We start from the raw sequence: 13,273 nt of genomic DNA on the forward strand, positions 1-13,273 counted from the left end.
GCCCGCTGCTGGATCGGAAGGCGTTCAGCGGGCGGCGAGGCGATCCCGCTTTGCCGCGATCCGAAGCCTCAATGCGTTGAGCCGGATGAAGCCGGCGGCGTCGCGCTGGTCGTAGGAGCCCGAGCCTTCCTCGAAGGTGACGAGATCCTGGTCGTAGAGCGCGTACGGGCTTTCGCGGCCGATCACCGTCGCATTGCCCTTGTACAGCTTCATCCGGACGGTGCCGGCGACAGGCTCCTGGCTCTTGTCGATCAGCGCCTGGAGCATTTCGCGTTCGGGGCTGAACCAGAAGCCGTTATAGATGAGCTTGGCATAGCGCGGCATGATCTCGTCCTTGAGGTGCATCGCTCCGCCATCGAGAGTGATGCTCTCGATCCCGCGATGGGCGGCGAGCAGGATGGTTCCGCCGGGAGTCTCGTAGACTCCGCGCGACTTCATTCCGACGAAGCGGTTCTCGACCAGATCGAGACGGCCAATGCCATTGTCGTGGCCGAGCTGGTTGAGCCTGGTGAGAAGCGCCGCCGGCGTCAGGCGCTCGCCGTCGATCGCGACCGGGTCGCCGCGCTCGAAGGCGATCTCGATCACGGTCGGCCGGTCGGGCGCCTCTTCGGGAGAGATGGTGCGCTGATGGACATATTCCGGCGCCTCAACCGCCGGGTCCTCGAGCACCTTGCCCTCCGACGAGGAGTGGAGGAGATTGGCGTCGATCGAAAAGGGGGCTTCGCCCTTCTTGTCCTTGGCGATCGGGATCTGATGCTTCTCGGCAAAGTCGAGCAGGCCTTCCCGGCTGGAAAACTCCCATTCGCGCCAGGGCGCGATCACTCGGATGTCGGGCTCAAGCGCATAATAGCCGAGCTCGAACCGAACCTGGTCGTTGCCCTTGCCGGTGGCGCCATGGCAGACCGCGTCGGCGCCGACCTGCCGCGCGATCTCGATCTGGCGCTTGGCGATCAGCGGTCGGGCGATCGAGGTGCCGAGCAGATACTGCCCTTCATAGACGGTGTTCGCCCGGAACATCGGAAAGACATAGTCGCGGACGAACTCCTCGCGCAGGTCTTCGATGAAAATGTTCTCGGGACGGATTCCGAGCATCTCCGCCTTGCGTCGGGCCGGCTCGACCTCCTCGCCCTGGCCGAGGTCGGCGGTGAAGGTGACGACTTCCGCGCCATATTCGGTCTGAAGCCATTTCAGGATGATCGAGGTGTCGAGCCCGCCGGAATAAGCAAGCACCACCTTGTTCGGCTTGTCACTGGTCATGCGATCGTCTCTTTGGATTGGCCCATCAGCTGCCGGAATCGGTCGAGCAGAGCGGGCAGGGGAACGCCGTCGCGGACGGCAAGGAACATGGTATCGTCTCCGGAAACCGTGCCGGCAATTTCCGGCAGTCGCGCCTGGTCGATGGCGGAGGCGACGAGATGAGAGGAACCGGGCGGAGTCCGGATCACCAGCAACTGCCCGGCGGCCTCGATCGAAAGCACCCATTCGCGAAGGATCCGCTCGAGCCGCTCGGTGCTCCAGTCGGCGTCCGCAATCTGGTCCGGAAGCGCATAGGACAGGATTCCGCCCTTCTTCACCTTGATCGCTCCGAGCTGCTCCAGGTCACGGGACACCGTCGCCTGAGTCACCGCGAAGCCGAGCCGACGGAGGCGCTCGGTGACTTCCTCCTGGCTGGCGAAGCTTCCGCCTCGGAGCAGGTCGGCCAGCGCGCGCAACCGTCGGGCGCGCAGGTCGCTCATCGCCGGACCAGCCAGGCGAGCGCCCCGCGCGCCGTGTGCATCCGATTTTCCGCCTGGCGCCAGACGGCCGAACGCGGTCCGTCGATCACGGCCGCCTCGACTTCCTCGCCGCGATGGGCGGGAAGGCAGTGCATGAACCAGGCATCGTCGGTGAGCGCCATCAGCGCTTCGTCGACCTGATAGGGCGCCAGCGCCGAATGGCGGGCGGCCGTCTCCTCGGCCTGGCCCATCGACACCCAGACGTCGGTATAGACGATCTGTGCGCCTTTGACGGCCTCGGCGGGATTGACGACCTGCCGAACGCCTTCCGGCGGAGCGGCGAGCTGGAACTCCTCCGGGCTTGCGATCGTCAGGCTCGCTCCGGCAAGGGCGCAGCCTTCCGCGAGCGACTTGGCGACATTGTTGTTGCCGTCGCCCACATAGGCGATCCGAGCGCCTTCAAGGGTTCCGACCAATTGTTTGATCGTGAGCAGGTCGGCCAGCCCCTGGAGCGGATGATCGGTGTCGGAAAGCATGTTGAGAAGCGGGGTTTCGGTCGCCGCGGCCATCTGCTCAAGATGGGCGTGGTCGAAGACTCGCGCGGCGATCACTTCGTGATAGCAGGAAAGGGTCCGCGCAACGTCCTCGGCCGTTTCGCGGAGCCCGAGCCCGATTTCTTCGGCCTGGATGTAGACGGGATGGCCGCCGAGCTGGACGACCGCCATTTCCATCGAATTGCGGGTGCGCGCGCTCGGCTTCTGGAACAGCAGGGCAACGCCCTTTCCGGCCAGCGGCGCTCCGACGTCGCTTCGCTCGGCGAGCGCGAGGATTTCGAACAGGGCTTCGCGGTCCAGTTCCGCGAGTGTGAGTAGATCGCTCACCAGCTTTTCTCCCGCCGCACCATGGTTCCAATGCCTTCGTCGGTCAGCAGCTCGATCAGCAGAGCATGGGGCACTCGCCCGTCGATGATATGGGCGGTGCCGACCCCGCCATCGACCGCGTCGGCGCAGGCCCTGAGCTTGGGGATCATGCCTGCGCTGACAGCGACCCGGCCCGGAGTGGCCGAATCGCCCTGGTCGATAAGCTCGCGAAGCTCGGCCGAGGTCAGCCGCGGGATCAGGGTCGATTCGTCCCTGACGTCCTCCAGAAGGCCGGGAGCCGCGGTCAGATAGACGATCTTCTCGGCGCCCATCGCCACGGCGATCGCGCGGGCGGCTTCGTCGGCATTGACGTTGTAGGGCTGCCCGGTCGGATCCGCGCCGATCGTCGACACGACGGGGGTAAGCCCTTCGTCAAGCAGTCGGTGAAGCACCGAGGCGCGGACATGGCTGACATCGCCGACATAGCCGAGCGAGGATTCGCGCGGAGCGACCGTCAGAAGGCCGCCATCCTCGCCCGAGACTCCGACTGCGACCGGTTCCTCGATCGCCTCGCGATTGATCGTCCCGACCAGGTCGCGGTTGATCTTTCCGACCAGCACCATCCGGACCAGTTCCAGGGTTTCGGCATCGGTCACGCGCAGGCCGTCGCGGAATTCCGGCTCCTTGCCCACCCGGCGCATCAGCACGTCGACCTGCGGACCGCCGCCATGGACGAGAACGCAGCGCACGCCGACGCTTCGAAGCAGCAGCACGTCCTGGGCGAGCGCCTTGTCGAGCGTCGCGTCGATCGCGGCTCCGCCCAGCTTCACCACCACCGCCTTGCCGGCGAAGCGTCGGATATAGGGGAGGGCCTGGACGAGGACCTGGGCGGTAACGGCGGGACTCATCATGACGTCTTCACATTTTCCTTGATGTAACCGGGGCCGAGATCGATCCCGATGACCCGCGCTTCGCCACGGCCGACGCCGAGGTCGACTTCGATCTCGATCTGCTCGCGCTTCATATGTTCGGCGACGGCCGCTTCGTCATGGGCGATGGGCACGCCGCCGCTGGAAACCATGATGCCGCCATAGGATACCCGGCTCCGCTCGGAGTCGAAGGCGATCCCGGCCGATCCGGCGGCGGCGAGCAGACGGCCCCAATAGGGATCTCCGCCATGCCAGCTGCACTTCACCAGATTGTTCTCGGCTATATTCTTGGCAGCGATCCGGGCCTCGGAGTCACTGGCCGCCCCGCTTACCCGGAGCAGTGCCATCTTGGTCATGCCCTCGGCATCGCGCGCCATCTGCAGGGTCAGGTCCTCGCACAGCCGGTGCACCGCATTGGCGAATTCCGCTTCGTCCGCCTTGCCGCGCCGGCCGTTGGCAAGAAGGATCACCGTATCGTTGGTCGACGTCGCTCCGTCGACATTCAGCGTGTTGAAGGTGCGGTCGGCGGCGTCGCGAAGGATCTGCTGAAGCCGGTCCCGGGGAAGATCGGCGTCCGTGGTCAGGAAGGCCAGCATCGTCGCCATGTTGGGAGCGATCATTCCACAGCCCTTGGCCATTCCACCGAGCGTGAAGGTCGAACCCCGGACGAGGGCCTGCTTCGGCAGGTGGTCGGTCGTGAGAATGCCTCGGGCGGCTTCCTCGGCCCCATCCACGTTGAGCTTCCTTGCCAGCTTCGGCGTTGCCTTCAGGATGACGTCCATCGGCAGTGGCGTGCCGATGATCCCGGTGGAGCAGACGAGCACATCCTGCTTGTCGATCCCGAGCGCTTCGGCGGCAGCGGCCGTCATCGCATCCGCGTCGGCAAGCCCGGGAGCACCGGTACCGGCATTGGCGTTGCCCGAATTGACGATCACCGCCGCAGCGCGCCCGCCATTGGCGGCAAGGCGCTGCCGATCCAGAGTGACGGGCGGAGCGACGAACTTGTTCTGGGTGAACACGGCGACCGCGGTCACCGGCTGGCGATCCTCGGTCGCGATCAGGGCCATGTCGTGCTTTCGGCGCTTGATCCCGGCATGGCAGCCGGCGGCGACGAAACCCTCGGCGGCGGTGACGCTCATGGCCAGACCCCGACACGCGGCAGTCCGGCCGTCTCATCGAGGCCGAGCATCAGATTGGCGCACTGGATCATCTGTCCGGCGGCTCCTTTCACGAGGTTGTCGAGGGCGGCGATGGCAAGGATGTAGCCCGTCCGCTCCTCATAGCGCGCGGTGAGGTGCACCGCGTTGGACCCCAATGTCCATTTGGTTGAGGGCGGCCGTTCCGTCACGTGGACGAATGGCTCGTCCGCATAAGCCGACCGAAGAGCCTCGAGCGGATCGCAGGGAGTCTTCGCCTTGGCGTAGCAGGTCGCAAGTATTCCCCTGTTCATCGGGGCGAGGTGCGGCGTGAACAGCACCGGGCCGCCCAGCTCCATCTCCATCTCGGCGGTATGGCGGTGGGAAAGCAGGCCATAGGCGGTCAGATTCTCGTCGACCGTGTTGAAATGCGTGTCTTCCTTGAGCGCCTTGCCCGCGCCCGACACGCCCGAAGCGGCGTCGACCAGGATCGTGCCGGGCTCGACCAGCTCCAGCAGCGGCTTCAGCGCCAGGATGGCGGAGGTCGGATAGCAGCCCGCTGCAGCCACGCTGCTCGAGGCGGCGATCGCCTCGCGATGAAGTTCCGGGATGCCGTAAACGAAGCGGCCGAGCAGGTCAGGGGCCTGATGCGGCTCCTTGTACCAGCGCTGATATTCCGATGCCTCGTTCAGTCGGAAATCGGCGCCGAGATCGACGAAGCGGATTCCTCGAGCCAGGATCTCCGGTGCGATCGCCTGCGAATGACCGTGCGGAAGGGCGGCAAAGACGAGATCGATCCCGGCGAGAAGCTCAGGCGCGAAGCGCTCCACGACCAGGTCGGGATAGGCTGGCGCGAGGTGCGGGTGGACGGTTTCGAGCGGAAGGCCGGCCTGGCTGTCGCCGAACAATCGGACCGGCCGCAGATCCGGATGTCCGGCGCAGAGTCGGAGCAGCTCTCCTCCGACGAATCCGGAGGCTCCCAGGATGGCAATGTTGATCGACATCGCGGCTATATGCATACCAATGTATAGATATGCAACGTCGAACCGGGCTTGCTACAAAAAAAGTAAGCTGCCCCCGAAGGAGCAGCTTACCCTGTTCAAATCCCTTATCCCTTACGGGCTGTCGGGATCGTCGTCGAACGGCCAGGTGTCGGTCAGGGCGAGAATCGCCACGACCACGACCGCGATGCCGACGAACGGCAGGATGCCCATGCCTTCCAGCCGGTTCGCGTCCTCGGCCTCGGCACCGGCCCGCTCGATGGCGGGGGCGTTGCTGAGGCTGAGCGGCGAAGCCGACTGGGCGACGGCGGCGGTGCTGCCGACCATCAGCGAGAGGGCAGCCAGAGCCGCCAGCTTCTTGGAAAGCATTGTTTCCTCCCACAAATGCCGCCCGACGGAGTCGGGCGGAGACAAGTCCGGCCGGCCGAGCAAATCGGCCGACCGGATTCCTGCACAATATACTGTACTATGTTCCAATCAAGTTAAAACGGGTTGCGAGTTCTGCAATCGCCACCAATTCAGCCCAATTGCTGTTCGGTCCAACGCCTGACTACCTGCCCCAGTACTTCAAGCGGCATGTCGCCGTTTAGCAATACAGCGTCGTGGAAGCCCTTGATATCGAAGCGCTGACCGAGCCTCGAGCGCGCCTCCTCGCGCAGTCGGACGAACTCGTTGTGGCCCAGCTTGTAGCTGCAGGCCTGGCCCGGCCAGACGATGTAGCGCTCGACCTCGCTCGTTGCGGAGATGGGGTCCAGCCCGACCTTTTCGGTGAAATAGCGGATCGATTGCTCGCGGCTCCACCCCTTGGCGTGCATCCCCGTATCCATGACGATCCGGGCCGCGCGGTAAAGGAAGCTTTGCAGCATCCCGATCCGGCCGGTCGGGAAGTCGGCATACATTCCGATCTCGTCGGCCAGCTGCTCCGAATAAAGTCCCCAGCCTTCGCCATAGGCCGGGATCCCGATGTTGCGGTGAAGCAGCGGGATGGACTGGTTCTCCAGGACGATCGACCCCTGCCAGAGATGGCCCGGAATGCTCTCGTGATAAGTGAGTGTCGGCAGCGCCCATTTCGGCCAGATCCGGGTATCGACCAGGTTGATGTAATAGGCTCCGGGTCGGGAACCGTCGAGGCTCGGTCCCTGCGCATAGCCGCGCGGCGCGCCCACTTCGATCGCCGGCGGAACCCTTTTCACTTCCATTGGTGATGTCGGGATCGTCGCGAAATATTCGGGCATCCGGGCCCGGATTGCGTCCATCTGCCGATCAAGGTCGGCGAGCAGCTCGGCCCGGCCGGAATCATTATTCGGATAAAGGAAACGCTCCTGCTCCCTCAGTTCGTTGATTCGCTCGCCGACGGTGCCGCGGCTAAGGCCCTCCCGCCGGAGCAGGGGATCGAGCTCGGCGGTAAGTTCGGCGACCTGGGTCAACCCGATCTGATGCGCCTGATCCGGCGTCAGGCTGGTGCTGGTGTGGAACCGAAGGCACAGATTGTAGAAGCGCTCGCCGTCCGGCAGCCGTCCAGCCGCCGGATTGGTGCCTGCACCGCGCCGCAGTTCCGTCAGCAGAGCGATCTGGCGGTCGAGCGCCGAGGCTAGGCGGCCGTCGACGATGGCCGTCGCCTGGGTCTGCCAGTCGCCGGGAATTCCCTTTTCGCGAGTCCGCCGGACCAGCGACTGGACGAGCCCGGATTCCTGGCCCCGCTCGCTTCGGAGATTGCGGGTCTGGGTCAGGGCCTTGTCGAGAATATAGGTGGGAGGGACGACGCCTCGGGCCGAGTCGGCCCGTGCGGCATCGACTTCCAGGTCGACGTTGCGCGCGAATGCCTCCAGTCGCTCGACATAGGCCAGCGCGTCCTCGCGAGTCTCGATCTTGTGCTGGCTGTCCAGGAAATCGGGGACGCTTTGATAGGATCCGGTTAGCTGCGAGAGCACATAAGGAACCGGATAATTGTAGCCGCCAATGCCGCCATAGGAGAAGGTCGCCGCTTCGCTCATCCGGTCGCCCAGCCAAAGCACGGTGTCGAGCCAGGCCTGTTCGCGCGACTGGAGGCGATCGCGGCCGACCTGCCGAAGCCGCGGAAGGTGGTCGAGCAGCGGCTGGTACATGCCCATCTTGCCCGCCGGCGAGGAATCGTCGAGCCGGCTCTTGAGATAGGCCCGCTCGCCCGAATCCAGACCCAGGCTCGTTGCCATCTCGGGCGAGGCCCGGAGCATGCCTTCAAAGATGCTGTCGTAGAGTGCCCGTGCGGCGGCGGCCTCCGACCTCGGTGCAAGGCCGGCGCAGCCGGAAAGCGCAAGCGCGCCGGTTGCAGCCGAGCCGAGCAGGAACTGGCGGCGATCCAGACTGATCATCTATTCAGGCTCCCTCATTGTTCTTGTCGGTCGTGGCGGTGGACCCGCCCCCGGGCCATGACGAAACGCACGTTCCTGAGCAGCGCGACATCCGCGAGCGGGTTTCCCCGGACGGCGACGATGTCGGCGCTCTTGCCGGCCTCGATCGTTCCGATCTCGCTCGCCAGGCCGAGCAGGTCGGCGGCATTGACGGTGGCCGCGACGATCGCCTGCATCGGCGTCATTCCGTTCTGGACCATGAGCGGGAACTCGTCGGCATTTCGGCCGTGCATCGACACTCCGGCATCGGTGCCGAAGGCAATCCGCACGCCCGCCGGAACCGCCCGCCGCAGCGCCTGGCCGGTGATCCCGATCCGCCATTCGATCTTCTCGCGAACCTCGCCGGTATAGGCATTCGGGTTGGCGCGGAGCCGCTCGATATAGCCATTCACCGTCGAGAGGGTGGGAACGTAATAAGCGCGGCTGTCCCGCCACAGTCGAAGGGTTTCGTCGTCGATCAGGGTTCCGTGCTCGATCGAATCGGCTCCGGCCCTGAGAGCGAGATTGATGCCGTCGGCACCATGGGCGTGAACCGCGACCTTCTTGCCGTAAAGATGCGCCGTCTCGACGATCGCCCGGACCTCGTCCTCGAACATCTGCGCTCCGAGCCCGAGGCCGATGCGGCTGTTGACCCCGCCGGTGGTGGCGATCTTGATGACGTCGACTCCGCGGGCGACCTGGCGCCGAACCGCGCGGCGGCAGTCGTCCGGCCCATCGCAGGTGCTTCCCGACCGGCGAAGCTCGTCATGGAAATCCTCGCGATAGCCGAGGGTCGGATCCATGTGCCCCGTTGTTGTGGAAAGGCTGGTTCCTGCGTCGACGATCCGCGGACCGATCGCCCAGCCGCGGGCGATCGCGTCGCGAAGGCCCAGGGTCACGCCGTCGTCCGAGCCGAGGTTGCGAACCGTGGTGAAGCCCGCGTCGAGCGTCTTGCGGGCATTCCACGCCGCCTCATGGGCGCGCAAAGCGACATTGTCGGTGAGGGCGGCGAGCTGACCTTCCACGCCGGCGCGATCGCTGTCGAGATGGACGTGGGAGTCGATCAGTCCCGGAAGGACGAAGCTGTCGGAAAGATCGATCAGCCGCGCGCCGGGCGGTGGCGGGACAAAACCCTCCTGGACGGACTCGATCCGGCCGTTGCGGACGAGAACGCTCGCGTTGCGCCGGGGTTCACGGCCCGGCCGGTCCAGAAGGGAGCCGGCATGGATGACATAATGATCATCGGCCGGCGCGGTCTGCACCGTCTGCGCAGTTGAGGCGGCGGGACCGACGACGAGTGCGAACAGGATCGGCAGCAGGGCGGACAGGCGCATCGATGGATTCCCCGTTTGATCGATGGGCGACGATAGCGAAACCGGGGCGAGGGCCAATGGCCCATTTGGTTTACGGGTGTTCCTGTGGCTCCGCTGCAACGGAGTGTCGCCGATTTGCGGCGGGAGTCTTCAGAATGTTGTCGCAGTCATCCCGGCAAAGTAACCTGATGGTCACAATTAGAAGGGGGTTCGCATGCTCAGCTACCGGTTTCGCGCCCGTCAGGTCATCCTCGCCAGCGCCGTCTCGCTGCTCGCGCTGGGCTCCCAGCCGGCTTTAGCCCAGAGCGGACAGGAGGCCGCGCCGGAGCCGCAATCCTCATCTGCCTTTGGCGAGGAGAATATCATCGTCACGGCGACCAAGCGCGAAACCTCGTTGTTCGAGGTGCCCTTCTCCATCAATGCCCAGACGGAGCAGGACATCCAGCGCTCCGCCGCGACCACGATCGAGGATCTGTCGCGCAACGTCGCCGGCCTCACGATCCAGAATCTCGGACCGGGTCAGAGCCAGGTTTCGGTTCGCGGCGTGTCGGCAGGACAGGTCGTTCGCGACCAGCCTGGCGTGAAGGAGCAGGTCGGCGTCTATCTTGACGAGTCGGTGATCTCGCTTTCGCTCTTCACCCCGGATCTCGATCTGTTCGACCTCAACCGCGTGGAAACCCTGCGCGGGCCGCAGGGAACGCTGTTCGGTTCGGGTTCGGTCGGCGGAACCATCCGCTACATCACGAACCAGCCGGAAATGGACGAGCTCTACGCCACGGTCGAAGGCAACCTCAACGTCATCGGCGACGATCTGGGTGGGCACATCAAGGGTGCGCTCAATGCGCCGCTCGCTGACGGCGTGGCGGCTCGCATCGTCGGTTATCATACGGAATATGCCGGGTTCATCGATGCCTTGCGGGAAGGCGGCGGCGTCGACGAGAACGTCAACAGCGGTCACCGGACCGGAGGCCGCTTCTCGGTGGCGATCGAGCCGACCGCCGACGTCCGGATCACGCCGCGGGTCGTCTATCAGGAGATTCGAGCGAACGGATTCAACCGGCAGGAAATCTACAATCTCTTCGCCAATCCCTATACCACCACCCGTCCGGCGATCACGCTCGACGAACGCGAGCAATATCTGCTGCTGCGCGAGTCGTTCGCCGACAACACCTTCCTGACCGACCTGACGTTCAGCTGGGACATGGGCCCGGTCGAACTTACCTCGATCACCTCCTACATCGATCGCGATATCCTGGTCAGCCGCGACGCCAGCGCCCTCACCGGCAGCGTGTCCGTCGACCTCGGCTTCCCGGACTCCGCGGTGCTCCTGCCCTCGAATCTCGTGGACAGGACGGACCTCCAGTCCTTCGTTCAGGAGGTGCGCCTCAGTTCCAGCGTCTCGGGGCCGTTCCAGTGGGTGGTCGGCGCCTTCTATTCGAACACCGACCGCTTCTATCGCCAGCGGCTGCCAACTCCGGGCTATGACGCCGCGACCGATGCGACGCTCGGCGCGGGTACGTCGGCGGCGGTGCGCAACGGCTTCCCGGCGGACTCGCCCTACAATTCGGACCTGCCCTACGACATCCGCCAGACGGCTCTCTTCGGCGAGGCGAGCTACGACATCACCGATCGGTTCACCGTCACCGCCGGCGGGCGCTATTACGACTTCGAGGAAGAGCGCAGCTTCAAGTCCGGCGGCCTGTTCGCGAACGGCGACAATCGCACCGACCGGACGACTTCGAACGGCTTCAGCCCACGCTTGATCGCGACCTACGAAGCCACCGACAATGTCCGGGTCAATGCCCAGGTTTCCAAGGGCTTCCGGCTGGGCGGCGTCAACGATCCGCTCAACCTGCCGCTTTGCTCGCCCGAGGACGAGGCCCTGTTCGGCGGCTTTCAGACCTATGACGACGAGACGCTCTGGAATTACGAGCTGGGCGTCCGCGCTCAGCGGCGTGGGCTGAATTTCTCGGCCGCCGCCTTCTACACGGACATCAGCAATCTCCAGGTGACTCTGGACGCCGGTTCCTGCTCATCGCGCATCGTCTTCAACGTGCCCGAGGCACATACGATGGGGCTGGAGTTCGAACTCGGCTACGAGCCGGTCCAGGGCCTCGCCCTGCAGATTGCGGGAAGCGTGCTCGAGGCTGAGTTCGATTCGACGCTGCCCGAGCCGCTGGCGACGACGACCGGGATCCGCAACGGCAACCGGCTGCCGACCGTACCCAACTTCCAGATTTCGGCCTCGGCAAGCTACAGCTTCCCGGTTGCGACTGATGCTGAGGGCTTTGTCTCGGCTTCGGCCCAGCATGTCGGAAGCCGCTACACCCAGCCGAGCGACCAGGAGAATAACCCGCGTACCTTCGTCCATGGCCTGCCGTTCGGCGGGGCGCCTGCCAGTGCGGCAACGACTGTGGATCTGAAGCTCCCGGACTATCAGCTGGTCAATCTCAGCGCCGGCGTGGACTGGGACAACGGGCTTGGCGTGATGGTCTATGTGACCAACCTGTTCGACGAAAACCCGTTGCTCTCCTTCGATCGGGAGCGCGGCGGACGGGCGCGTCTGGGCTTCAATATCGGCCAGCCGCGGACGATCGGCATCACCGTCCGCAAGCGGTTCGGTTCCTGAGCAGATCCGCCTTCCTCGCCGAAGGCGGCTTCGCTGGACTGCAGCCATGGCGCGATTGACCCGTCGCTCGCTTCTGCTCTCCGGTGCCGGGGCGGCGGCCACGCTCGCCGCGCCGGCGCTGGCCAGGGCGCAATCGCTCGGAAGCGATCCCCGCACGGTCGTGATCGGCGCGGGCGCGTTCGGCGCCTGGACGGCCGAAAAGCTTCGCGACCGCGGCGGCAAGGTACTCCTGCTCGACGCCTGGGGACCGGCCCATGCCCGGTCCTCCTCCGGCGGCGAGTCACGCATGACTCGCGCAGCCTACGGACCGGACGAGGTTTACACCCGGATGGCGCTGGCGTCGCTTGCCGACTGGAAGCGCCTCTCCGATAGCGCCGGGCTTCCGATCTTCCACGAGACCGGCGTGCTCTTCTTCTTTCCGACGGTGGAGCCCTATGTCGAGCAATCGCTCGAGGTTCACCGCCGTCTGGGTCTCGAAACCGAAAGCCTCGATCGCGCCGCGATGCAGGGCCGTTTTCCAGGCATCGATTTCAGCGGCGTTGAAGTGGGCCTGTTCGAGCCGCGCTTCGGCGCGCTGATGGCCCGGCGCGCGGTGCAGACGCTGGTTCAGCGCTACATTCCGGCGGGCGGGCTTTACGAGCGCGCTGCGGTCGCCCCGCCGGCCCGGGACGATCTCGAGCGGCTTCGGCACGTCACGACACTGGACGGGCGGACGATTGAGGCGGATCGCTTCGTCTTTGCCTGCGGCCCCTGGCTTGCCAAGCTGTTTCCGCAGCTGCTGGGTTCCCGGATCTTCCCGACCCGGCAGGAAATCTTCTACTTTGCCACGCCTCCCGGCGACTCCCGTTTCACCCCCGGCCATCTGCCCGGCTGGGCGGACTTCAACGGCGGCGACATCTACTACGGCTTTCCGGATCTCGAAAATCGCGGCTTCAAGATTGCCCACGATGCTCATGGTCCGAGGATCGATCCCGACACGATCGAACGAACGCCGACGCCGGAAGCGCTCGCCGAGGTCCGCGCCTTCATGGCCCGCCGCTTCCCAGCGCTGGCGCGGGCACCGATGAACGAGGCGCGCGTCTGCCAGTATGAGAACAGCTCCAATGGCGACCTCCTGATCGACTTCCATCCGCAATGGCGCAACCTGCTCCTGGTCGGCGCCGGATCGGGCCATGGCTTCAAGCACGGGCCGGCGGTCGGCGCCTATGCCGCCGACTTGCTCGAGGGGCGGCTCGATGAGGTCGAGCCGCGCTTCTCGCTGGCAACCAAGGCGGAAGCGCAGAACCGCGCCGTTCACTAGGCCGGACCTGACGCCCGGAAG

The 13,273-nt window shown here is 65.4% G+C and carries 11 protein-coding genes; 2 read left to right on the top strand and 9 right to left on the bottom strand.

Translation table 11 applies throughout. The annotated features are described in order from the left end of the window. Positions 1 to 24: 24 nt before the first annotated feature. The 9 genes from ACRYLT_RS10310 to ACRYLT_RS10350 all read right to left on the bottom strand — a co-directional run bounded on the left by ACRYLT_RS10310 (position 25) and on the right by ACRYLT_RS10350 (position 9,344). Positions 25 to 1,257, bottom strand: coding sequence for an argininosuccinate synthase (locus ACRYLT_RS10310; protein ID WP_482664009.1), 1,233 nt, complete (start codon positions 1,255 to 1,257; stop codon positions 25 to 27). After that, positions 1,254 to 1,736: an arginine repressor gene (locus tag ACRYLT_RS10315; protein WP_482664010.1), complete on the bottom strand. Its 483-nt coding sequence runs from the start codon at positions 1,734 to 1,736 to the stop codon at positions 1,254 to 1,256. Before ACRYLT_RS10315 ends, ACRYLT_RS10310 begins: the two co-directional genes overlap by 4 nt. After that, complete coding sequence (gene argF, locus ACRYLT_RS10320; protein WP_482664011.1) at positions 1,733 to 2,596, bottom strand: ornithine carbamoyltransferase; 864 nt, start codon at positions 2,594 to 2,596, stop codon at positions 1,733 to 1,735. The genes ACRYLT_RS10315 and argF overlap by 4 nt, the downstream gene beginning before the upstream one ends. Next, a complete protein-coding gene (argB, locus tag ACRYLT_RS10325; protein ID WP_482664012.1) occupies positions 2,593 to 3,486 on the bottom strand; it encodes an acetylglutamate kinase in 894 nt (297 codons plus the stop codon). Before argB ends, argF begins: the two co-directional genes overlap by 4 nt. Further along, entirely contained in the window at positions 3,483 to 4,643 is a 1,161-nt protein-coding gene (gene argJ / locus ACRYLT_RS10330; RefSeq protein ID WP_482664013.1) for a bifunctional glutamate N-acetyltransferase/amino-acid acetyltransferase ArgJ, read from the bottom strand. Before argJ ends, argB begins: the two co-directional genes overlap by 4 nt. Next, positions 4,640 to 5,644 carry an N-acetyl-gamma-glutamyl-phosphate reductase gene (argC, locus tag ACRYLT_RS10335; protein WP_482664014.1) on the bottom strand — a complete coding sequence of 335 codons (1,005 nt, stop codon included), beginning with the start codon at positions 5,642 to 5,644 and terminating at the stop codon, positions 4,640 to 4,642. The genes argJ and argC overlap by 4 nt, the downstream gene beginning before the upstream one ends. A gap of 111 nt (positions 5,645 to 5,755) precedes the next feature. Further along, positions 5,756 to 6,010, bottom strand: coding sequence for a hypothetical protein (locus tag ACRYLT_RS10340; protein ID WP_482664015.1), 255 nt, complete (start codon positions 6,008 to 6,010; stop codon positions 5,756 to 5,758). A gap of 149 nt (positions 6,011 to 6,159) precedes the next feature. Beyond that, positions 6,160 to 7,992 carry a DUF885 domain-containing protein gene (locus ACRYLT_RS10345; protein WP_482664016.1) on the bottom strand — a complete coding sequence of 611 codons (1,833 nt, stop codon included), beginning with the start codon at positions 7,990 to 7,992 and terminating at the stop codon, positions 6,160 to 6,162. A gap of 14 nt (positions 7,993 to 8,006) precedes the next feature. Continuing rightward, positions 8,007 to 9,344 carry a metal-dependent hydrolase family protein gene (locus tag ACRYLT_RS10350; RefSeq protein WP_482664017.1) on the bottom strand — a complete coding sequence of 446 codons (1,338 nt, stop codon included), beginning with the start codon at positions 9,342 to 9,344 and terminating at the stop codon, positions 8,007 to 8,009. A 193-nt stretch (positions 9,345 to 9,537) separates the two neighbouring features. Here ACRYLT_RS10350 and ACRYLT_RS10355 point away from each other — a divergent pair, with 193 nt between their 5' ends. Beyond that, positions 9,538 to 11,952, top strand: coding sequence for a TonB-dependent receptor (locus ACRYLT_RS10355; RefSeq protein ID WP_482664018.1), 2,415 nt, complete (start codon positions 9,538 to 9,540; stop codon positions 11,950 to 11,952). A gap of 46 nt (positions 11,953 to 11,998) precedes the next feature. Then, on the top strand, positions 11,999 to 13,252 hold the full coding sequence (locus ACRYLT_RS10360; protein ID WP_482664019.1) for an FAD-dependent oxidoreductase: 1,254 nt from the start codon (positions 11,999 to 12,001) through the stop codon (positions 13,250 to 13,252). The last annotated feature ends 21 nt before the right edge of the window (positions 13,253 to 13,273 follow it).

It is taken from the genome of Sphingosinicella sp. SM1-17 (assembly GCF_056821765.1).